The 22,398-nt window shown below is 66.6% G+C and carries 13 protein-coding genes and 1 pseudogene; 4 read left to right on the forward strand and 10 right to left on the reverse strand.

Features of this window, described 5'->3' with window-relative positions:
* Positions 1-80 precede the first annotated feature (80 nt).
* From ABV518_RS15465 to ABV518_RS15480, 4 genes are all read right to left on the reverse strand, one after another.
* Positions 81-1,610 carry an extracellular solute-binding protein gene (locus tag ABV518_RS15465; protein WP_367768235.1) on the reverse strand — a complete coding sequence of 510 codons (1,530 nt, stop codon included), beginning with the start codon at positions 1,608-1,610 and terminating at the stop codon, positions 81-83.
* Between the two features lie 82 nt (positions 1,611-1,692).
* A complete protein-coding gene (locus ABV518_RS15470; RefSeq protein ID WP_367768237.1) occupies positions 1,693-4,251 on the reverse strand; it encodes a hypothetical protein in 2,559 nt (852 codons plus the stop codon).
* 23 nt (positions 4,252-4,274) lie between these two features.
* Positions 4,275-6,371: a beta-galactosidase gene (locus ABV518_RS15475; protein WP_367768239.1), complete on the reverse strand. Its 2,097-nt coding sequence runs from the start codon at positions 6,369-6,371 to the stop codon at positions 4,275-4,277.
* Positions 6,364-7,092 (reverse strand): YesL family protein, encoded by a 729-nt coding sequence (locus tag ABV518_RS15480; protein ID WP_367768241.1) that lies wholly within the window; start codon positions 7,090-7,092, stop codon positions 6,364-6,366. Before ABV518_RS15480 ends, ABV518_RS15475 begins: the two co-directional genes overlap by 8 nt.
* 339 nt (positions 7,093-7,431) lie before the next feature.
* Between ABV518_RS15480 and ABV518_RS15485 the strand changes: the two genes are divergently transcribed.
* Both ABV518_RS15485 and ABV518_RS15490 read left to right on the forward strand, forming a co-directional pair.
* Positions 7,432-8,685 (forward strand): Gfo/Idh/MocA family protein, encoded by a 1,254-nt coding sequence (locus ABV518_RS15485; protein WP_367768243.1) that lies wholly within the window; start codon positions 7,432-7,434, stop codon positions 8,683-8,685.
* Complete coding sequence (locus ABV518_RS15490; protein WP_367768246.1) at positions 8,685-12,092, forward strand: family 78 glycoside hydrolase catalytic domain; 3,408 nt, start codon at positions 8,685-8,687, stop codon at positions 12,090-12,092. The genes ABV518_RS15485 and ABV518_RS15490 overlap by 1 nt, the downstream gene beginning before the upstream one ends.
* A gap of 187 nt (positions 12,093-12,279) precedes the next feature.
* Here ABV518_RS15490 and ABV518_RS15495 read toward each other — a convergent pair whose 3' ends face one another.
* The 6 genes from ABV518_RS15495 to ABV518_RS15520 all read right to left on the reverse strand — a co-directional run bounded on the left by ABV518_RS15495 (position 12,280) and on the right by ABV518_RS15520 (position 18,919).
* On the reverse strand, positions 12,280-13,569 hold the full coding sequence (locus ABV518_RS15495) for an ABC transporter substrate-binding protein (protein WP_367768248.1): 1,290 nt from the start codon (positions 13,567-13,569) through the stop codon (positions 12,280-12,282).
* Between the two features lie 120 nt (positions 13,570-13,689).
* Positions 13,690-14,949, reverse strand: a complete 1,260-nt coding sequence (locus ABV518_RS15500; RefSeq protein ID WP_367768251.1) for an MFS transporter — start codon at positions 14,947-14,949, stop codon at positions 13,690-13,692.
* A gap of 69 nt (positions 14,950-15,018) precedes the next feature.
* A complete protein-coding gene (locus ABV518_RS15505) occupies positions 15,019-15,693 on the reverse strand; it encodes a Poxvirus protein I5 (protein ID WP_367768254.1) in 675 nt (224 codons plus the stop codon).
* Positions 15,694-15,712: 19 nt separating this feature from the next.
* Positions 15,713-16,630 carry a carbohydrate ABC transporter permease gene (locus tag ABV518_RS15510; RefSeq protein WP_367768257.1) on the reverse strand — a complete coding sequence of 306 codons (918 nt, stop codon included), beginning with the start codon at positions 16,628-16,630 and terminating at the stop codon, positions 15,713-15,715.
* A complete protein-coding gene (locus tag ABV518_RS15515) occupies positions 16,627-17,580 on the reverse strand; it encodes a carbohydrate ABC transporter permease (protein WP_367768260.1) in 954 nt (317 codons plus the stop codon). Before ABV518_RS15515 ends, ABV518_RS15510 begins: the two co-directional genes overlap by 4 nt.
* A gap of 46 nt (positions 17,581-17,626) precedes the next feature.
* Positions 17,627-18,919, reverse strand: coding sequence for an ABC transporter substrate-binding protein (locus ABV518_RS15520; RefSeq protein ID WP_367768263.1), 1,293 nt, complete (start codon positions 18,917-18,919; stop codon positions 17,627-17,629).
* Between the two features lie 178 nt (positions 18,920-19,097).
* Between ABV518_RS15520 and ABV518_RS15525 the strand changes: the two genes are divergently transcribed.
* Positions 19,098-21,113 (forward strand): beta-galactosidase, encoded by a 2,016-nt coding sequence (locus tag ABV518_RS15525; protein WP_367768266.1) that lies wholly within the window; start codon positions 19,098-19,100, stop codon positions 21,111-21,113.
* Positions 21,114-21,525: 412 nt separating this feature from the next.
* Positions 21,526-22,398 (forward strand): annotated as a pseudogene (locus tag ABV518_RS15530) (HNH endonuclease); the annotation flags it as partial.

Genomic DNA, 22,398 nt, shown 5'->3' on the forward strand with positions numbered 1-22,398 from the left:
GGCCTCCTTTCTGGTGGTGGGGATCCGCCGCCGGCCGGCCCGCACGGTGTGCTGGGCCAGCCGGCGGCGCCGGGGGTCTGCTACTTGCTGTCCTGCCAGAGCTTGTTGATCTCTTCCTGGACCTTGTCGCCGCCGCTGGACTTCCACAGCTTGATGGCGTCCTTCAGGCCCTGCTCATCGATCTGGCCGGCCAGGTACTTGATCCGGGCATCCGCCACGATGTTGTCCAGCTGCGCGCCCTTGGCCACATAGGTGGGCGAAACGAAGGCCGCTGCCGGGTTGTACACGGCACTCTTCAGATCCTCTGCCATGACCTTGATGCGCTCGTCGTAGACTTTCTGCTCGTACTCAGAGGCCTGCTTAACGGGGTAGAAGTTGTTGCCCGTGACGTTGGTGCCCAGCTGCGCGTAGCTCTTGATGTCCGTGGCGACAGCCTTGCCCTCGGGTGTTTCGGGCTTGATGGTGGCTGCCTTGCCGTCCTCGACCGCGAAGTTCACGCCTTCGATGCCGTTGTTGAAGAGCGTGGCAACTTCCTTGCCGTTCATGGTGTTCAGGAATTCCAGGACGTTCTTCAGCTCGGCCTCGGTGCGGACGCTCGTCTTGGGGATGGCCAGGAAGCCGGAGTAGCCGTCGGTGGGGTGGGCGTTGAGTTCGCCGTCCGGGCCCTTGAGGTTGCCGACAAAGCCCACCTTGTTTTCGAAGTCGTTGGGGTTGGCCTGCTTGAACAGGTTGATCAGGACGCTGACGCGCGAGTCGACGTCAACGATGATGCCGCCCTTGCCGTTGAAGAACGGCTCGTTCCATTTGGTGCCGTCGAACGTGGCGAAGTCGGGGTTGATGAGCTTCTCGTCAACCATTTTCTTGACGAAGCGGTTGGCTTCGAGGAACTCCTCGGTTTCGAAGCTCGGGATCAGCTTGCCGTCCTTCTCGGTCCAGCGGTTGCCGGCGCCGTACCACTCTTCGATGATGTCGTAAGGGCTGTTGGAGCCAAGAGCGCCCCACTTGGGGATGGTGATGCCCCAGGTGTCATTCTGGCCGTTGCCGTCCGGGTCCTGCTCGGTGAAGGCCTTAGCCACCTTGTAGAGGTCCTCGGTGGTTTCCGGTGCCTTCAGGCCCAGCTTGTCCAGCCAGTCCTGGCGGAACATCACGGCCGCGCGCATGGGTCCGCGGGCCCGGAAGACACCGTAGACCTTGCCGTTGACGCTGGCGTTGTTCTGCACCTCGGGGAAGGTGGTCTTCAGGTTGGGGTACGCGTCGAGCTTGTCGGTGAGGTCCCAGAAGGCGCCCGCCTCGGCGTTCTTGACGAAGCCCGGCGACTTGCTCTGCACCACCATGATCTGGGGGATCTCGGAGGACGCCAGCGTGATGTTCATCTTGTCTTCGTAGGATGCGTTCGGCGCCCAGGTGATGTTCACATCCTTGCCTGTGAGCTCCTCGAACTTCTGCTGCACGGCACCGTCGGCGGACGGCGGCTGCGCCTCCAGGAACGGCGCCATGATGCTGATTTTGGTCGTATCCACAGCGGGGGTTTCACCCGCTCCGCAGGCGGTCAGGGTCAGGGCAGTGGCTGTCACGACGGCGGCGGCCAGGCTGAGTTTTCTGGTGATCATGTTGTTCCTTTTCCACTTCTTCGGGGTTGATTCCGGCAGGTCATCTCACCGGGGTCGGTTGGTGCAGTTGGGTTGGTGCAGTTCAGGTGGTCATGCGGGTCAGCTCTCGGGGATGGCTGGCCCAGCGGGGCTCCCCGGGCGGGCCGATCAGTTCCAGGCAGAGCATGGCGTTCAGGCCCCATTGGGAAGCCCAGTTGGTGGAGATGTTGGGGTGTTCGACGACGGGCTGCCAGGTCTGTGCCCGCTGCAGCGATGCGGCGAAGGGGGCGTTCAGCCCGCCGCCTGCGTTCTCCAGCAGGAAGTCCCAGGCGGTTGCTGCGAGTTCCTCGTCGCGGTAGTACCAGGCGCCGTAGGCCATCATTCCGGTGGCCATGGAGGGCCAGCTGAAGTGAGTGTCGTCCAGGGCGCCGCCCGTGAGGCGCTGCTTTTCGGCCTCTGGCAGGGCGTAGAACCTGCCGAAGTCGGCGAGCATCCGGCGGAAGCCGTCGTGGTCCAGTGCCTCGGCAACCTCCATCCACACCTGCGGGGCACCGAAGGCGATGATCATGTGGAAGCCGCCCTCCGTCCCGGTGAACATGTGGTGCAGGTCCAGGGCCGACACGTCGAATTCCAGGGTGGGCCCGGAGAGCAGCCCGTGGGGCATGGCCTCAAGCTGGCCGATGCCCTTCACGATCCGGTCCTTCCACTGGCTGTCGCCGGTGCGTTCCCATTCGCTGAACCAGTTGGACACCAGGGCCGACCAGTCGGGTCCGATCCGGATGTGGGTCCGTTCCGTGGTCCGCTCGTAGAACTCGCGCATGGGGTCCAGCCGGTCCAGCGCGTGCTCGGCGTCGCGGACTTCGGAGAGGAGTTCGCCGATGCGTTCGTCCCCGGTGAGGAAGTAGTAATAGCGGTGCAGGCCGGCCATGCTGATCCGGACTTCCTTGCAGCCGCAGCCCCAGTGGACCACGTTGTGCCGGGAGCCCAGCTGGGAGTACTCACCGAAGTGGTGCCGGTCCACCTCTGCGCTGTGCCAGGTCATGGCCTCGGCCAGGCGGAAGGCCCGGGCGTCACCGGTGCGAAGAAACGACTGCCAGAGCCACATGTTGGGTGCCAGTTCGTTGTTGGCCCAGGCGAAGCCACCCAGGTCGTAGCGCCACTGGTGGCGGTACTGGTCGTAGCTGTGCATAAAGTCGCCGTAGTTCCAGTAGCCGTACCAGCCGCGCTGCTCCACCTCCCGGCTGTAGAAGTCCACCAGCCCGTCAATCCGCTGTTCGACGGCGGCGCCGGCGGGTTCCGTTTCAGGCAGACCCCAGGTGGTGCCGGCGGCGCGGGAGGAGTAATACAGCTCCGGGACGCAGACCGGCTGGGCGGGCTGCTGGCGTTCGCAGGCGAGTTCCCACAGCCAGTCATTGGATGGAGACGCGTCCACGAAGTCGAAGGAGATATGGGAGGTGTTGGCTACGCCTTCCGGGGTGGAGCGCAGTTCGTCGAAGCCTTCGTAGGCACTGGGCACGTGGCATTCGTCCGTGTAGTGGCGCAGGTCCATGGGTTCCACGGACTCGGCCCAGGACCAAACCGTGAAGGAGGCGGAATCGCCCGCCATGCCGTCCACTTCAAGGGCGGCCGGGAATTTCTGCCAGAAGCCGCGAAGGCTGACGGCCACGCCGCCAGCAGGGTCCCCGGCGTACAGGAGTCCCTGGCTGCGGTGGCCTTTGCCCATCCGCACGGGCAGCAGCTTCGCTTTGGTCTGCTTCTCCAGACGGAAGTAGTCCTCGGATTCCTGCGTCACGCGGAAGGCGGACCAGGCGGCGTTCTGCCGTCCGACGGCGAACAGCTCCGCAGTCTCCGGCGTCTCGGCGACGGCCTGGCCGGCGAGCTGGTGGGCGTAATCCGGGTTGTCGCCGCTGAAGGAGCGGGTGTAGAGGGACTGCAAGGGTTCGGTGTAGACGGCGGTGTCCCCCGCGATGCTGACGCGCCGGTTGAGCAGGTCCCCGCTGAGGCACCGGTCCAGCCGCAGTCCGACGCCCTTGATGATCCGATCCTTCGCGGCGTCCTGGAACAGCAGCGTCTGGGTGACCTGCACGGTAGCCTGCCCGGCGAAGAACGCGAGCCGGATAATGAACCGGAGCAGTTCGGTGCCACGCGCGGTCACAGACCCTTCGATCCGGACCACGGTCCGCACGGCTCCTGGGGTTTCGATGTCCGCGGACTCGACGCTGGCCAGCGCATCCGGAGCACTGACCACGAGCCGCAGGGCGTCGCCGAGCTGGCGTCCGTCGGGGGCAATGAACGGGCCGGTGAGCGCGGCACCCGCCGTCTGACTTCCAGCGGGGATGGCCACTGCGAAGGCTCCGGTGTCGACGAGGATGGTCCCGCCGTCGGAAACCGCCAGCAGCCGGGACGGCTGTGCGGGTGCAGGGGCCGGCGCGGCGTCCGGCGTGGCCAGGTCCGGGGCACGCTTCGGTTCCAGTGCCGCGGCGTCCGTGCCGGCCGGAACCACCACTGCGTGGGCGGTCCATTTGACGGTGCCGTCAGGCCAGTAGGCCAGCGGGCGGGCCTCGTGGGCCAGCGCGGCGTCCGCAATCCGGATGCCGGGGACGCCCGGGGCGTCCAGCTCTCCCTGTGCCCACGGCCTGCCGAAGGAAACAGCGGTATCCACTCGTGGTGCCTGCTCAAGCCATTTCACAGCGCGTGCTCCTCTTTGATGTCTTCCAGGACCAGGTAGTCGTAGGCGCCCAGGGTGTGCACGCCGGCGGGAAGGGTAATAGCGGGATGGCCGGCATGGCTGCCGTTTTTGGCGTGGACATCCTGCTTGCCCAGCAGCCTGCGGGCGGGCCGCAGCAGCGTGAACGCGCCCGGCTCGCCGCCCATGTTGACCAGCCAGTGCTGCAGCCGGCCGTTGCGCCAGCGCGGATATTCGGCCACGGCGCCGCCCGCGGTGCGGACAGGCGGCAGCACCCCGGCGCAGGCATATTCGACGACGGCAGCCAGCGCCGCGCCGTCGTCGTCCGGTCCGCCTGTGCCCGGGCCGGCGCCCGGATAGGAGCCGAGCAGGATCATCCGGCCGGCGCCGATACGGCGTTCGGTGGCGAATTCAAGGCCTTCGGCCGGGCCGGCGGTGACGGTTCCGAGCGCAGTGGCCGCACCGGGCAGGTCGGTCGCCGGCAGCCGGAAGAAGGTGCTCATCCGGGAGAGGACGACGTCGTGCCCCAGGATGGAGCCCCGGGAACCCGAGCCGGTGGCCGGGAACTGGAAGACGGACTCGACGCCTGCAGCGGATTCCAGACCGCCGAGCGCGGAGTCGGCGTGCCAGGTGTGGTGCTCCGTGCGGTCTCCGGTGCCGGGCCCGCACACCCAGGTGCCGCCGTCGTGCACCCAGTGGAGGATCCGCTCCCGGTCCTGCGCCGACAGGTGGTGGACGAACGGGGTGAAGAGCACCCGGAATCCGGCGAGGGAGGCCTCCACCGGAAGCAGGGACCTGTGGATGCCGGCCCGGACCAGTCCTGCATGGAATGCCGAGACCAGGCTCCGGTAGCCGGCGCCGCCGCCCGATTCTGTTGCGAGGAATGCCTTCGCGTGGTCCGAGTAGTGGACCGCGACGGCGGGCTGGGCGGGGCTGCTGTGGTCAAGCAGGGGCTTCACGGCAGGGAGCAGGCGGCCGATTGCGTCGGCGCTGGAGTGGCCAATGGTGGGCTGTCCCCAGGCGCTGAGCACCGACCCGTGAGCCTGTTCGCTGCCGCCGCGGTGCTGGCGGAAGTGCCAGAACAGGAATCCGGCGGACCCTGAGGCGTAGTTGGCGAAGGCCTCGGCTTCGACGAACCCGTGCGGGTGCGGCACGCCGTAGTGCTGCACCGAGCCGCCGTGGCTGGGACTGGTTTCCATCAGGACCGTGCGCCGGGTCTTTGCCAGACGCGGGAAGTAGTCCAGGTTCATCAGGAATGCCGAACGGTTGCTGGCCGACGGGTAGGTGTCGAAGCTGGAGAAGTCCAGGTCCGCGAAGAGCGCAGCGTTGTCCAGGTCGAAGCCGAAGCCGCTGTTGTGCGTCACCGGAAGGTTGCTGTGGGCGCGGACGGTGTCCGCCTGCTCCCGGGCAAACCCGTTGATGCACTCCTGGCTGAACAGCCTGAAATCGTTGACCAGCGAGGTGTTGTGGAGGAAGGGCGTGGGGCCGGGCAATGGTACCTGGGCAAAATTTTGATACGTTTCACTCCACACCGCGGAATGCCAGGCCTCGTTGAGCAGCCCAACCTCCTGGTAGCGCGCGGCCAGCCAGCCGGCCCACAGATCACGGCACGTGGCGCAGTGGCAGCCGCCCACGTGGGACTTGAACTCGTTGTCCAGCTGCCAGGCCAGCACCCTGCGGTCATTCCCGACGGCGGCGGCAACGGCCTGGGTGATCCGTGTGGCACGGTCACGGAAAACGGGGTTGTTGGTGCAGATGTGCTGCCGGGAGCCGTGACCCAGCACAACGCCGTCGGCCGTGTGGTGCAGGCGTTCCGGGTGGCCATGGGTGAGCCAGACGGGCGGCGTGGCGGTGGGCGTGCAGACAATGGCGTTGAGCCCGTTGGCGCCGAGCACATCGAGGGCGCGGTCCAGGACATCCAGCCGGATCTGACCGTCGTCCGGTTCCAGGGCGGACCACATGAATTCCCCCAGCCTGGCCGTGTTCATGCCCAGCAGGCGCATGTGGGCGGCGTCGGCTTCGAAAGTGGCAGCGTCCAGGACTTCGGGATACACGGCCGCGCCGTAGAGGAGCCGGCCGTCAAAGAGTTCACCCAACAGGTGCCCCCTGCTGGGCGGGGCGGGCTGCTGCGGTGCCGGATGGGCGGACGACGGCGGTGCTGCCGCCGGCGGGCACGTCAGCGTCCTGGAGCGCGGCGGTTGCGGCCACGGACTCGTCGTTGGCGGCAAAGAACCGGTCGCACAGCCAGCCGGTCACGTACAGCCAGGCGCCGACGCTGAAGAACGGGATAAGTCCGGGCAGCGCGCGGCTGGCGTAGACGGCCGCGGCCGTGATGAACAGCAGGATGACCGTGCCGGCCAGGTGGCGGACGGCGAAACGGGAGCTGGTCATCAGGTACTGGCCCAGCGGCAGTTCGTAGCGGGCGTACATCGGGAAGAGGTAGCAGACCACTCCGGCAAGGAAAATGGCGGCCACAAACGTGCCCGCCGCAATCAGCTGGGACATCAGATCCCCGGCGCCGGACGAGTAGTTCCAGTTGAGGGCCAGGGCTACGGCCACTGCCATGACGGGCAACGCCAACGCGTTGGCCCGGACGAAGTTCGCGAAGTATTCGCGGGTAAAGGACTTGAGCAGCGGGGCGGCTTCTCCGCTCGCCCTGCGCCGGACCAGGATCTGCGCCGCGGCCGTTGCCGGGCCAGCGCCCAGGACGCCCAGGCCCAGCAGGGTGAAGAGGATCCACAGCAGGTTGAGGCAGGCGATCCACAGCAGGGTGTCAAAGAACGAGTAGGCGCGTGCACTGAAATTTCCAGCCAGCATGGCAAAGCTCCCTTCGGTTCTCCATCGTTGCAGAAACGCGTCCATGGTGGCGTGCGTCACGTGAGTAATCGGTTTCTCGAAATCTAGACCCTTCATGGCGGGCGGGTCAAGCCAATTTTTGAATCGTTACATTACTGGACTCTGCACCCGGTCGTACTCCACACTGGTTATTGGAAAGCGCTTGCTGGGTGAACTGCCTGCGAGCGCCCAGGGTGAGTCAGCCCCGTATCCGCCTGCCCATGCCGGCATGGCGGGAACGCCTCATCGACCGCTCCGGCGCCGTCACGACGCCGCCGCCGGGGCCGAGCTTTTGTGCCTGCGGGCAGAAACGGAGATCCATTGGGAACGCCAGCCGGCACCGCCGCCGAGTCACAGTCCCGGAACGCTGATCAGGTCCAGTCCGAAGTCCCGGCGGCGGCACCCGCCCCGGCACAACAGCCGGACCAAACCGGCCCGGCGCGCGTGGCGCTGGTAGGCGTTCACGGCTTTGGCACGCACCACCTGCGCAACCTTGAGCGGCTGCAGGCTGCCGGCGTCGTCGAACTCGTTGCGGTGGCCGACCCCCAGCCACCGGCACCGGGCGCCGTACCGGACACGGCCGCCGTTTTTCCCACGCTTCCCGAACTCCTGGCAGTAACCCGGGACCTGGAACTGATCATTGTGGCCACACCCATACAGACCCACGCACCATTGGGGCTCGCCGCCCTCACTACCAACGCTGACCTGTATCTGGAGAAGCCGCCCGTGGCGTCCCTTGCGGACTTCAACACCCTGTGCGATGCTGCCGAGGCGTCGGGACGGAGCGTGCAGATCGGTTTCCAGAGCCTGGGATCGCATGCGCTGCAAGCCATCGAGGAACTCCTGGCCAGCGGCACCATCGGCACGCTGCAGGGCATCTCGGCCACGGGCCGCTGGGTCCGCGACAGGGCCTACTACAAGCGCTCCCGCTGGGCCGGGAAACGGAGCATCGACGGCGTCGACGTGGTGGACGGCGTCGCCACCAATCCCCTCGCCCACGCCGTGGCCACCGCGCTGCGCATCGCCGGAGCCCGCACCGTCGACGATGTCGCCTCGGTGGAAACCGATCTCTACCGGGCCAACGACATCGAATCCGACGACACGTCCGTCATCCGGATCCGCACCGCCGCGGGACTTCCCGTCACCTGCGCGCTCACCATCTGCGCCACTGAATCCGTGGAACCCTACGTGACACTGCAGGGGTCCCTGGGCGAGGCCGTGTTCCATTACACCGAGGACCGCCTCACCGTGACCACCCCCGCCGGGCAGACCGAGCAGGTCCTGGGCCGGGACGACCTCACGGAGAACCTGCTTGCCCACCGCCGCGAAGGCAAGGCACTCATCAGCCCGCTCCTGGACAGCGGAGCGTTCATGCTGGTGCTCGAAGCGATCCGCACCGCACCGCTGCCGGCACTGATCGACGACGCCTACGTCCAGTGGGAAGGGGAAGGCGAGTCCGCGCACGCCGTCGTCGTCGGGATCGAAGATGCTTTGGACCGCGCCACCCGGGAGCACGCCACGTTCAGGGAACTCGGACTGCCCTGGGCCTTGGCAGCTCACGGGACTGCTTCCTGATGGGCGTCTCCCCCACCCAGGAAGCCACGCGCACGCAGACCAGACAGGGCGAACTGCAGGCTGCCGGCTTACTGACGGATGGCCTCGCCCGGTGCCTCACGGCGTCGCTGCGTCCGGTGTTCGGCTGGCGCCTCAGCCAGCCTGAGGACGCCGACCCCGCCGCGGCCCGGCAGACCGGCTACGAAATCGCCGTCGAGGACTCGGCCGGGGCTGAGGTCTGGTATTCCGGGCCCGTTCCGTCGTCCGGCCAGTCCGGGATTCCTTACGACGGTCCGGAACTGGCCGGGGATGCTGACTACAGTTGGCGGGTCCGGGTCAGTGATGCCGGAGGGTTCCCCGGCCCCTGGTCCGAGGCCGAGCCGTTCAGCACCGGACTTCCGGACACCGGGTGGGGTGCCGACTGGATCAACCGGGCGCCGGGCGGCCGGGCTCCGCTGGACGTCCTCGAAGGCGCCCTTCGTGTCGCCGGCTCGCCGTTCCTGCCCATCCCCTGCCCGCCGGTACGCCGTTTCACGCTGGACGCCCGCCTCCGGCCGGTCATGGGCTGGGCCGGCCTGGTCCTTCGCAGCAGCGGCCCAGGCACGGGACTGCTGCTGGAACTCAACACGGCGGGCAACGTGGTGCTCCGCCGCGCCCCGGCCTGGGACATCCCCTCCGCCGCCACTCCGGAGACCGACGTCCTGGCCAGTGCCCAGCTTGACCGCAACGCCGTAGCCGGCCAGCAACGGCTCCCCGGCAAGGACCTGGTCCCCGGCACCTGGCAGGACCTGGCCGTGTCCGACGACGGCACCACCATCACCGTCGCCCTCGACGGCGTTGAGCTGCTCACCGTGGCGGAGCCGCTCCCGGCCGGGTTCGAGGGTCACCTCGCCCTGCACCAGGGTCCCCGCAGCCAGGCCGAGTACGCGTCACTGAGGATCACCGGCCCGGCCCCTGCCGGCAACCCTGGCGCGGACAACCCGGCCGCCGGCGCCGCCGTACCTGCCGACGCCGTTCCTGGAGACGCTGACCTTGGCGACGCTGTGCTCCTGGACCACCGGTTCAGCGAAGGCCCGGAAGAGGCCCGCGCGTTCCTGGGCCACTGGGCCGGCACCACCGCGCACCGGCAGCCGGACGAGTGGACACTCTTCCGCACCACCGTCCGGCTCACCGGCACCGTTGCCCGGGCCCGCCTGTTTGCTGCGGCAAGCCATCACGCACAGCTCGCCCTGGACGGCACAGCCTGCCTGAGCACCACTTCGTTCGGCTACCCCGGGGAGGGATATTACGACGCCGCCGACGTCACCGCGCTGCTCGCGGCGTATTCACCGGAGGAGCCGAAGCAGCGGGACAAGGACGGACATTCCACCCGCCTGGACGAGCCGGTCCAGGTTCCCCTGACCGCCCTGCTGCACTGGTACGGCCCCGGCCAGGGCAGGGCCGCCAGCGTTCCGGGCCTGCTGGTCCGGCTCAGCGTGGACTACACGGACGGCCGCCGGGAGGTCTTTGGCTCCGGTCCCGACTGGACGGCCGCCGAAGCCCCGTACCGGCAGGCCGGCTACCGGAACGACGAGGGCGACCCCGTGGAGCACCTCGACGGGCAGGCCGCAGCCTCGCTGGATGCCGGCCAGGACATGCCGCCGGCCCTGAGCTACGGTCCCCACCCGGCCCCTGAGTTCCCGGCCCTGCATCCGCGGCGCACCTCACTGTCCGAGACCTTTGTCGCCCCTCAGTCCTTCCTGACCGCGGCCGACGGCACGCTCGTGGCGGACTTCGGCAAGGTCATCCCGGCCCGCCCGGAAGTGGACTTCCGCACCGGTGTGGCCGGACGGACGCTGATGATCCGGGCAGGCTACACCCTGGAAGCGAACGGCCGGGTGGACACCGGCAAGACCGCCAGCCAAAACACCGACATGTCCTTCCCCTACACCCAGGCGGAAGGCCCGCAGCAGTTCCGCGCCACAGTGCACCTGGGCTTCCGCTACCTGGAGCTGCCCGACGTGGAGGCGAGCGACCTGTCCCGGGTGGGCGCCGTCGTCGTCCATGGCCGGCACCCGCACGAGGGGAGCTTCAGCAGCTCCGACCCCACACTGGATTCGGTGTTCGGGCTGCTCCGCGACTCCGCGCTGTACGGCATCCAGGAGCAGTTCGTTGACACGCCCACTCGGGAGAAAGGCCAGTTCCTGGCCGACGCCGTCAACATCTCCTACGCCACCATGGCACTCTTCGGCGAGCACGCCTACACCGCCCAAGCCCTGCGGGAATTCGGCTGGTCAGCTTCCCGTTATTGGACCACCGGCGAGGACCTCGGACGCTACAACGCGGTCTACCCCAACGGCGACGGCAAAAGGGACATCCCCGACTTCTCGCTCATGATGCCGGAATGGGCCGAGGAATACCACCTCCGCACCGCAGACCTCGCCCTGGTCAATGAACTCCTCCCGCACCTCCGCAACACCGCCGACTACGCGCTGCGCTACCTCGCCACGGAAGGCCCGACGGCGGGACTGGTCACCGAACTCGGCGGCGGCTCCGGCCCCTACCTGCACGGCATCGTGGACTGGCCGGCCCCGGGCCGCTTCGGCTACGACATGGACTCTGCTGCCAAGACCACCGTCAACGCCCAGGCCTACTCGGCCCTGATCTCCACGGCGCGTCTGTGCAGCCTCGCCGGCCAGGAGGACGCAGCAGTCCGGTATGCCGGCCATGCCGGGGCACTCGCGGAGGCTGTCCGCACGCGCCTGCGCGTGGACGGCGTCATGGTCGACGGCCTTCACGCCGACGGCACCCCCAGCACTCACGCGTCCCAGCACGCCACCTCCTTCCCGCTTTCCCTCGGCATCACCGATCCGGCGTACGCGGCTGCTGATGCTGAGCGGATCGCCGGCCAGGGCATGCGGCAGGGACCCATGACCGTGCACCGGCTGGTCCGCGCGCTGCTGGCCGAGGGCCTGACGGACGCCGTCCTGGACCTGCTCACGTCGGCGGACCAGCCGGGCTGGGCGCGGCTCCTCGAATCCGGCGCCAGCTTCACGTGGGAAGCCTGGGAGCTGGTGGAGGGCACGGACTACAGCCAGTCGCACGCCTGGTCCGCCTCCGTGGTGAAGGAAATCATGGAGTCCCTGCTCGGCGTGCGGGTGACTGTTCCCGGAGGCAGCGAGCTGCTGATCGAGCCGCCGGTCTGCCGGCTGGAGCATGCCAAGGGCAACCTCCCGCTGCCCAACGGCACCGTAGCGGTCAGCTGGCGGCGGACGGCCGCGGGAATGCACCTCGAATGCACGGTTCCGGTCGGCGTCACCGCCACGGTCCGGCTGCCCGCCGGCACTTACGGAATCCAAGGGCCGACGGCGGGACCCGCCGTCGTGCGTTCACATGACTTCAGGATCCACGCAGGTACCTGGACCTTCACACCGTCCGACGAATCCTGACAGAGACTCCCGTTCCCCCAAGTAGGTAGCAATAGATGTCCTTATGGACGCCCATTACGACATCTGCTGCTACCTAGTTGGGTGGGGGCACCAAAGGCAAACGACGCCGGATGCGGTTCGCATCCGGCGTCGTTTCTCAGTTTGAAGCCGTTCTTAGTTGGAAGCCGTTCTTGGTTGGAAGCCGTTCCTAGAGCAGTGCGCTCTTTGCCTCTTCCATGGCCTTCTTGGCGGCCTCGGCCGGAGACATGCGGTCGAAGTGGATTTCAAGGGCATAGCGTCCGATCACTTCCACCACTGCGCTGGAGCCCGCCGGCGGGACCGGAACGGCGTCGCCGAGTTCGTCGGCGATTTCGTCAATGAACTTCGCCGTCGCGGCGTCGGCCGGGCTCAGCTTGTCCGCAATGGCTGAGCGAACCTCGGAGTTGGCCGGGATGCCGCGGTCGGCCAACGCGATTTTGCCTGCCTCAACGTTGTTTGAAAGGAAATCGATGAACTTCTGGACTTCGGCCGGGTGTTTCGTCCGCGAACTGGCGGACCAGAACTGTGAGGACTTGTAGTACTGCTCGGCCGAGGCGGCGCTGCCGTCAGTACTCGGCGGGCGGTGGATCTCCAGCGCCTGGCCGGAAGCCTTGCTCAACGCAGCCAGCTGGTTGGACCAGTACCAGGCCATGGCATACCGGTTGGTGGAGAGGCCCTGCTGGTCCACGGATGCGGTGGCATCCTCAGTGGTCACGGACGCAGGGGGCGCAGCTTTGGAGTCCCGCATGTCCGCCTGGTATTCGTACCAGCCCTTCAGGTCGTTCTCGTCGAAGCCGAGTTTTCCATCGTCTGTGAACAACGTTTTGCCGTGCTGCCGCAGCCACAGGTTGGTGGCGGCGTCCCCGGTGACAGCCCCGGTGCCGTAGACGCCGTTGGCGCTGGCCGCCGAGATCGCCGCGGCAGTCTTGTTGTATTCGTCCCACGTCCAGGTGGAATCATCCGGGAGTGCCACTCCGCTGGCGGAGAGCAGGGCAGGATTGGCCAGCACCACCTGGGCGTTGATGCCGGCAGTCACCGCGTACTGCTTACCCTCCACCTTGCCGGCGTCGGCCACGGCCGGCTCGAACTTGGCGAGGTCCACGTCCTTAAGTTCAAGCAGCGCGCCCCGCCCGGCGTACTCGCCCAGGTAGGCCGCGTCCATCTGGATGACGTCCGGGGCGTCCTGGGAGGCCACCTGGGTGGCCAGCTTGTCCCAGTAACCGGACCAGTCGCCGTATTCCCCCTCGATCTTGATGTTGGGATTCTCGGCTTCGAAGGCCTCGATCAGTTGCTGCGTCATCTTGTGCCGCACATCGGAGCCCCACCAGCTGAAACGCAGGGTGACAGGCCCGTCGGAGGCGGAGGACGAGCCTCCGCCGCAGCCGGTCAGGGCCATGGCGAGAACTGCTAAGACAGCTGCTGTTTTGGGGATAGTGGATTTTCGGGCGCTAAAAAGCATTCGTTGTCCTTTAGTCTCACAGTGGAAACGGTGATCAAGAAACCGCTTTCTCATACCTTAGGTGTGAGCCACCACACACGTCAACAACGCACACAAAGTTACTTTTGCTCACAGGAGCGGTCAGGCGGCGTTCCGGCGTGAGTTCCTCCACAGCAGGAAACCGATGACCAGTGCCGAGAGCATCCCCAGGGCGCCGGTAACAACCAGCCCGGTCCGGACGCCGAACTGTTCCGTGAGCCAACCTGCCAGCAGGCCGCCCAGGGCGTGCCCGCCGAGAAGCAACGGCAGGTACAGCGCCATGACCCTGCCACGGACGTCCGGCCCGGCCTCCAGCTGGACGGCGGTGGCGGCACTGGTCAGGAAGAGCAGCGTCATCAGTCCCACCACCACCAGCATCACGGTAAATGAGAGCAGGTTCGGCATCAGCGCCGCCACGAGCTGGGCGAGCCCGAACAGGCCCGCCGCGGCCACGATCCCCTTCCGGCCAAGTGTCCGAAGGCGTGCGGCCAGCAGGGCACCGGCCAGGGCGCCGACGGCGCTGACTGTGTTGAACATGCCGAATCCGGCAACACCGTTATGCCAGACGCGTTCGGCGAACGCCGCCAGCACCACGGGGCCGTTCATGCCGAACGCCCCCAGCAGGCCGGCCAGCGCAATCACCAGGAGCAGCGGCGGCCGGTCCCGCACAAACCGGAACCCGGCCAGGAGTTGGCCCCGCCCCCGGACAGCCGGGGCATTCGCGTGAAGGAGCGCGGGCCTGATGCCGGCGATCATGCCCAGCACGAGCAGGCCAAGAAAGGCGTTGGACGCGAAGGCGGCCGCAGAGCCGGCATGGGCGATGACCACTCCACCCAGTGCCGGACCTGCCATGGCGCCGAGCTGGCCGATGGCGTTGTTGAGGCCGATGGCCGGCCGGAGACCGGCATCGCCCACCACTTCGTTGACGAAGACCTGGCGGGCGGGACCGTCGATGGCGGAGGTGATCCCCAGGGCCATGCAGCTGCCGTAGACAATCCACACGGTAATCCCGCCGGTGGCGTCCCACGCCGCGAGGCCCAGGGCAAGGAGGACGATCACGGACTGGCAGACCATCATGACGCTGCGTTTGGGGAAGATGTCCACCAGCAGGCCACTGAGCGGGCCCACGATCAGCATGGGGAGGAACTGCAGGGCCACCGCGACGCCGACAGCCGCCGGACTGCCGGTCAGCTGGAGCACCAGCCAGTCCTGTGCCAGGCGCTGCATCCAGACGCCCATGCTGCCGGCCAAGGTCATTCCCATGTACAGGCGGTAGTTGTGCTGCGTCAGCGGGTAGTACCAGCGGACCGGGCCTTTGGGGGTGTGGAGGGACTCTGCGGACTGGGGGCGGTCGGAAGACACGTCGGGCTCAACTCGGTAGTAACGGGGATTTGCAGAGAATGTGGAGGCGCGGAATCTCCGGGCGGGGACTTACAAGGCGCGGTTGGAGCGCATTTTGACCGACGCGGCGGCCAGGATCAGCATCCCGGGGACCACCACAAAGAGCGCCACGAGCATCCAGACGAAGACGACGGCGGCGAACAGTGCCGTGGTCAGCAGAAGGGATCCCGTCCAGTCGCGCAGTGACAGTGCCTTGCCGGTTTCGAGGGCGGAGGACCAGGCGGCCGACGGCGGAACGGCACCGGGTGCCGAACCGGATGCCTGCCGGTCGGCGTCGGCAGCCGGACCGGCGACGTCAGACCAGGCGGCTGTGGTGCGCAGCAGCAGGACGGCACCGGCCGCTGCCAGGATGAGGGTGGCCGGGAGGACCACCGCGCTGCCGGGCAGCTGCCCGACGGTTGCGAGCAGGAGGTTCAGGATGATCACGATGGCGGCTGCCGCCGTCGTGATCCCCAGTTTCCAGCTGCCCGGCAGGGCGGCCTTGAACGTGCCCCAGAGGGCACGGAGGGAATCGTCCCGCCCGGAGAGGTGGCGTTCGAGGTGGGCGATCCCGGCCGCGTAGGCGGCGGGGATGGTGACTAGGGGAATGGACAGCACCAGCACCAGCAGTCCGGCCAGCAGGGTCTCGGAAAACAGTGCGAAGCGGTTGACCGGGATCGGTTCATTGCGGCCGGATGCGGGTGTGGTGCTGTCCATGATGCTCATTTTCTGTCGTGTTCTTCCGTTAGCCCTTGAGGCCCTGGGTGGAGACGCCTTCGACGATGTAGCGCTGGAAGACGAGGAAGAAGATCAGGACCGGGAGCAGGGCCAGGACGGACATCGCGATCATGGCTCCGTAGTCCGAGGACTGGGTCTGGTCCACGAAGAGGCGCAGGGCCAGGGGCAGCGGGTATTTTTCCGGGGTGTTCAGGTAGAGCAGCGGGCCCAGGAAGTCGTTCCAGCTCCAGATGAAGGAGAAGATCGAGGTGGAGATCAGGGCCGGTTTCATCAGCGGGAGCATGATGGAGGTGAAGATCCGCACGTGCCCGGCGCCGTCGATGCGTGCTGCCTCGTCCAGTTCTGCCGGGAGGTTGCGCATGAACTGGACCATGAGGAAGACGAAGAACGCGTCGGCGGCGAGGAACTTGCCGATCAGCAGCGGGATGTACGTGTCCACGAGGCCGAGCTGGTTGAAGATGATGTACTGCGGGATGATCACCACGTGGAAGGGCAGCAGCAGGGTGGCGATCATCATGCCGAAGAAGATGCTGCGGCCGGGGAACTTGATCCGGGCGAACGCGTAGGCCGAGACACTGGCGGAGAGGATGGTGCCGACGACGGCGCCGATGGCCAGGATCAGGGAGTTGGTGAAGAACTGCAAGGTGGTGACCCCGCCGATCCCGTCCATCGCCGTGACGAAGTTATCAAAGCTGAAGTTGTTGGACCACAGCGAGGTGTTCGCGCCGCCGATTTCCGAGTTCGGCTTGAAGGACGAGGCGATCATCCACACGCCCGGGTACAGGACCACGGCGGTCAGGGCGAGGGCGACGATGTGGAAGATGGTGCTCTTGACCCGTTTGGCCGTGACGGACTCGGACTTCGGGTTGTAATTGGGCACTTGTGAGTCCGGGGTGGACTGGGTGGGGGTTGCCATGGTTGTCATTTTGCGTCCCCGCTGTAGTGGACCCAGGACTTGGAGGTGCGGAAGATGACCAGCGTGATGATGCCGACCACGATCAGGAGCAGCCAGGCCATGGCCGAGGCGTAACCCATCCGGAAATCGGAGAAACCGCGCAGGTACAGGTACAGGGTGTAGAAGAGGGTGGACCCGGCCGGGCCGCCTTCACCGTTGGAAATGATGTAGGCCGAGCTGAAGATCTGGAACGCGTGGATGGTTTCCATCAGCAGGTTGAAGAACACCACCGGGGAAAGCATGGGCCAGGTGATGTTGAAGAACTTCCGCACCGGCCCGGCACCGTCCATCGAGGCCGCTTCGTACAGGTCCGCGGGGATCTGCTTGAGGCCGGCGAGGAAGATGACCATCGGGGCGCCGAACTGCCACACGGTCAGCAGGATGAACATCGGCATGGTCATGGAGGGGTTGCCCACCCAGCCGCCGAGGTTTATCCCGAAGAAGGACAGGCCCTGGTCCACCGGACCGGAATCGCCGAACATCGCCTTCCAGACGATCGCGATCGAGACCGACGCGCCGATCAGGGACGGGGCGTAGAACGCGGACCGGTAAAACCCCTGGCCCTTGCGGGCACTGTTCAGAAGCATCGCCACGGCCAGTGCGGCGGCGAGCTTGAGCGGGGTACCGAAGACCACATAGCCCACGGTCACGCCCACGGACTGCATGAACCGCTCGTCCTGGAACATCGTGGTGTAGTTATCCAGCCCGATCCACTTGGGCGGATCGAACAGGTTGTAGTTGGTGAAGGACAGGTACAGCGAGGAAACCATCGGACCTATGGTCAGGACGATGAATCCCAGCAGCCAGGGCAACAGGAACGTGTAGCCGGCGCGGGCATCCGCCCCCCGCTGCCGCGACTTGCGCGGCAGCGGGGAAGCGGACTGCGTCGAACGCCTGCTCAGGGTTGGGCTTTGAGTCACGAGTTCAATCCGTCAGTCGGGAACGCAAGGGCAGGCAATACGCTGCTCAGGCGTTCTGCTTGATGAGGTCTTCGGCTTCCTTGAACCACGCGTCAGCTGCGCCGTCCACGGTGACCTTGCCGTAGTTCAGCTCGGAGCTGATGCGCTTGAAGGAAGCTTCCAGCGTGCCGAAGCCGACGATGGGCGGCTCCGGGGCGTCCTTGAGGTACTTCTCGATGGACTTCTCGTAATCAACAACCAGCTTGTCGGTGCCTTCGAAGGTGGTGCCGTCGCGCTGAGTCTGGGAGGCCGGAACACCGCGGGAGGTCTTGAAGATCTGCCCGACCTCGGGGTCGTTGACCATGAAGTCGATAAACCGGGCCGCGGCGTCCTTGTACTTGGTCTTCGCGCTGGCCACCATCAGCATGGAGGGCTTCAGGAACAGCCCCAGGTTGTTTTTGTCATCGGAGGGGACCGGCACGAGCTTGAGTTCCTTGGCGCCGCTGTCCGCGAGGTAGCCGGCCATGAAGTTATCCCAGGTGACCTCCGTGGCAGTCACGTTGGAACCGAACGGAGACTTGGGGGCAAGCTGCGTGGCCCGTTCCTCAGAGATGAGGGCCGGGGTGCCGCGAAGTTCACCAGCGGTATTCCACCACTTCTTCAGATCGTCCTTGGTGAAGCCCAGCTTTCCGTCCTCGGTGAAGGCCTCGATGTTGTTCTGGCGCAGCCAGACGTTGAACATCCACCACACACCGGTGTAGTCCGTGCCGCCGAAGAGCGTGCCGTTGCCCTTGGCTCCAACCTCGCTCAGGAACTTGTTGAATTCCTCGTAGTTCCAGGTGCCGTCCGGCTCGGCGATGCCCAGGGAAGCGAGCTTCGCGGGATCGTAGTACACGGCGAACGCATTGGTGCTGGTGGGGATGCCATAGGTCTTGCCACGGATCTGGCCCGAGGGAAGGAGGGTCTTGTCGAAGGCGTCCGTGTTGATCTTGACCGTACTGAGGTCCAGGAGCTGGTTACGCTGGCCGTAATCGCGGAGGTAGGACAGGTCCCACTGCATTACGTCCGGCAGCCCGCCGCCGGCAGCCTCCGTGGCGCGCTTCTGCCAGTAGCCGGCGAAGTCGGTGAAGTTGCCGTTGACCTTGATGTCAGGGTTCTTGGATTCGAAGAGCTCAATAGCCTTGCGGGTGCGCGTCGCGCGGTCGTCGTTGCCCCACCACGTGTAGTTGATAGTGACCGGCTTCTCCGCGGAGCCCGTCTCCCCGGCGGTGGTGCTGGAACCTGTCCCACAGGCCGCCAGGGCCGCGGCAGATGCGGTGCCGATAGCTACGGTGGTGATGAAATGCCTTCTGTTGATCATGAGAGCCTCCTTGCTCGTTTGGTGCAAGCCCACACCCAGCTATCTACAACGCGAGCAGTGAGCTGGCTTACACACCTTCTGAAACGATACAATAGCGGCATTCCACGTCGCGGGCAAGCGTTTTCCAAACATCAGTTTTCATGTACGTTTTTATCCAACCACCAGACAAAGGAGTCCCATGACTTTGCAGGAACAATCCGGCCCGGCGAGCGTCTGGGCCGGGATCCGGGGCATCGCCTATGGCGGAGACTACAACCCTGAGCAGTGGCCCGCCAGTGTCCGCCTGGAGGACCTGGAGCTGATGAGGGAAGCGGGCGTCACCTTCCTCAGTGTGGGGATCTTTTCCTGGGCCCTGCTGGAACCGGCAGAAGGCGAATACGACTTCGGCTGGCTGGACGACGTCCTGGACAACCTCGCCGCCCACGGGATCAAGGTTGCCCTGGCTACGGCCACCGCTGCTCCCCCGCCCTGGCTGGTCCGCAAGCATCCCGAGATCCTGCCGGTCACGGCTGACGGTACCGTGCTGGGACCGGGCTCACGGCGGCACTACACGCCGTCGTCGGCTGTTTTCCGGCGCTATGCAACCGCGATCACCAAGGTCATCGCCGAAAGGTACAAGGACCACCCCGCGCTGGCGCTGTGGCACGTGGACAACGAACTTGGCTGCCACATTTCCGAGTTCTACGGTCCGGAGGACGCCGCAGCGTTCCGTGTCTGGCTGGAACGCCGTTACGGCAGCATCCAGGCCCTCAACGCGGCCTGGGGAACAGCATTCTGGTCCCAGAGCTACGGCTCCTTCGAGGAGATCCTGCCGCCCGCCGTCGCCCCCTCCACGCTCAACCCGGGCCAGCAGCTGGACTTCCAGCGGTTCAACTCGTGGGCGCTGATGGACTACTACCGCGAGCTGGTGGCGGTCCTGCGGGAAGTCTCGCCCGGGGTCCCCTGCACCACCAACCTGATGGCCTCCAGCGCCACCAAGTCGATGGACTACTTCGAATGGGCCAAGGACCTGGACGTCATCGCCAACGACCACTACCTCGTGGCCGCCGATCCCGAGCGCCAGATCGAACTCGCGTTCAGCGCGGACCTCACCCGGGGAATTGCGGGCGGCGACCCGTGGATCCTGATGGAACATTCGACGTCGGCCGTCAACTGGCAGCCGCGCAACCAGCCCAAGATGCCCGGCGAAATGCTGCGCAACTCCCTCGCCCATGTGGCCCGCGGGGCTGACGCCGTGATGTTCTTCCAGTGGCGCCAGAGCTTTGCCGGATCCGAGAAATTCCACTCCGCCATGGTTCCGCACGGCGGCCGGGACACCCGCGTGTGGCGTGAGGTGGTGGAGTTGGGGTCTGCGCTGAAACGGCTCGCGCCGGTCCAGGGTTCCCGCGTGGAATCCAGGGCCGCCATCGTGTTCGATTACGAGGCCTGGTGGGCCAGCGAGATCGATTCCAAGCCTAGCCAGGACGTGAAGTACCTCGACGTGCTGCGCGCCTTCCACCGGTCGCTGTTCCTGCGCGGGATCTCCGTGGATATCGTCCATCCGTCCGCCTCACTGGAGGGCTACGACCTGGTGCTGGTCTGCACCTTGTATTCGGTGTCCGACGACGCTGCAGCCAACATAGCGGCAGCCGCGCACGCCGGAGCCACCGTGCTGGTCACCTACTTCAGCGGCATTGCTGACAAGAAGGACCACATCCGGCTGGGCGGCTACCCGGGCGCGTTTCGTGAGCTGCTGGGCATCCGGGTGGAGGAATTCCACCCGCTGCTGGCCGGCGCGCAGCTGAAGTTGAGCGACGGCGGCGTCTCCTCGATCTGGAGCGAGCACCTCCATCTGGCAGGGGCCGAAGCGGTGCAAACCTTCACCGAATACCCACTCGAGGGTGTGCCCTCGTTGACGCGCCATGCCGCTGGCTCCGGGGCTGCGTGGTATCTGGCCACTTTCCCTGACCGCGACGGTATCGAGTCCGTTGTGGACCGGCTGCTTGCAGAATCCGGTGTTTCGCCCGTTGCACAGGCTGATGCAGGGGTGGAGCTCACGCGCCGCGGCGCCGCCGACGGCAGTTCGTTCCTCTTCGCCATCAACCACTCGCGCTCGTCGGCCTCCGTTCAGGCCGCCGGCACGGACCTGCTGACCGGCGACCGCTTTGGCGGCACCGTTGAGGCCGGGGCCGTGGCGGTGATCGCGGAGGACTGAGGCTTTCCTGGTGGTCCGGGTTCCGGTTTTGACCGGGGCCCGGGGCCACCTTCGTGCTGACTAGTGCAGGGCTTGTTCCAAGGCTGAGCCTCCTGGAGCGTTCGACGGCGGCACCTGGGTGAGTGCCCGGCCCACCGTTGGTTCCTGAGTGCGGGCTCGGTGCGGGCTACTGTCGTACCCCTCTGGAAGAGTGTTGCTATGGAAGCACTTAGGGTTCAGCGCGCTGGATACGGCGGTCACGCCTGCCTGCTCACGCGTGCTGAGGCGCCTGCTGGGGGCGCTTCCAGAGACACAGCGGTCGACAGCGGCGCCCAGCCAGCTGCGCCCCTGTTTTCTCCGCCCCGCCGGCTGGTTCTTCGGCAAGGCAACGGTGTGGGGCTTAATTGTCGTACCCCTCTGGAAGAGTGTTCCTATGGAAGCTCTTAGGGTTCAGCGCGCGGGGCACGGCGGTAAAGCCGGCCTGCGCACGCGTGCTGATTTACCGGTTGGGGGTGCTTCCAGCGGCCGCGACTTCGGCGGCGGTGCCCGGGCCGACCGGGCTGACCGGCCGGGCATCCGCTGCACTCCTTTCACGGAGGCCGCCGGGCTCCCGGACACCGCCGAGGCCTTCACGCCCGCCGGGGCAGTTGAAGCTGACGAAATAGCCGGGCTCGCTGAGGCTGCCGAAACGGCTGGGGCCGTTGAGGCTGCCGCACCGGCCGTGAATCTTGAGGCCGCCGAGGCTCCCGGCTCGGGCGGGTACGGGGCCGGGGCCGCCGCAATCGTGGACGCCATCGCGGTGGTGAACGCCGCGGCCCTGGCCGCGCCTGGCGCGCTGGCGATGGCCGGCTACCCCGAAGCCGCCCAATACGCCGGCATGGCCGAGGAACTCTCCCGGACCGTGGAATACCTGCAGATCCTCAGCGCCGGCGCCGTGGACCACACCCGCACCCAGGCCATCACCGCCGCAACAACCGCCCGCACCCGATCCGCCCGGTCCTGGATCACCGGCTGGGACAACGGCACCGAAACCCTGAACGAAACTGACGCCGTCTGGCCCGGCACCACAACCACCGACACCACAACCACTGGCAACACAGCCACGGATGGCATCACGGCGCGGGTCTCCGCGCGAACCGTTCCGCCCTCACCGGCCGATGACGGGTGCAAAAACACCGAGGAGTTCCTCCGGATCACGCTCCGGATCGGCATCAGCGAAGCCCGCCGCCGCCTCCACCTCGCCCACTGCGTCCTGCCCGCCACCACCCTCACCGGCGACACCACACCCCCGCTCCGCGAACACCTC

Source organism: Arthrobacter sp. HS15c, assembly GCF_040812005.1.
Taxonomy (GTDB): domain Bacteria; phylum Actinomycetota; class Actinomycetes; order Actinomycetales; family Micrococcaceae; genus Arthrobacter.

Bases quoted from the DNA above. Each gene is read 5' to 3' on its own strand.
- ABV518_RS15520 (WP_367768263.1), bottom strand. From the start codon at position 18,919: ATGATCAACAGAAGGCATTTCATCACCACCGTAGCTATCGGCACCGCA.
- ABV518_RS15495 (WP_367768248.1), bottom strand. From the start codon at position 13,569: ATGCTTTTTAGCGCCCGAAAATCCACTATCCCCAAAACAGCAGCTGTC.
- ABV518_RS15510 (WP_367768257.1), bottom strand. From the start codon at position 16,630: ATGACAACCATGGCAACCCCCACCCAGTCCACCCCGGACTCACAAGTG.
- ABV518_RS15505 (WP_367768254.1), bottom strand. From the start codon at position 15,693: ATGAGCATCATGGACAGCACCACACCCGCATCCGGCCGCAATGAACCG.
- ABV518_RS15490 (WP_367768246.1), top strand. From the start codon at position 8,685: ATGGGCGTCTCCCCCACCCAGGAAGCCACGCGCACGCAGACCAGACAG.
- ABV518_RS15480 (WP_367768241.1), bottom strand. From the start codon at position 7,092: ATGCTGGCTGGAAATTTCAGTGCACGCGCCTACTCGTTCTTTGACACC.
- ABV518_RS15525 (WP_367768266.1), top strand. From the start codon at position 19,098: ATGACTTTGCAGGAACAATCCGGCCCGGCGAGCGTCTGGGCCGGGATC.
- ABV518_RS15465 (WP_367768235.1), bottom strand. From the start codon at position 1,610: ATGATCACCAGAAAACTCAGCCTGGCCGCCGCCGTCGTGACAGCCACT.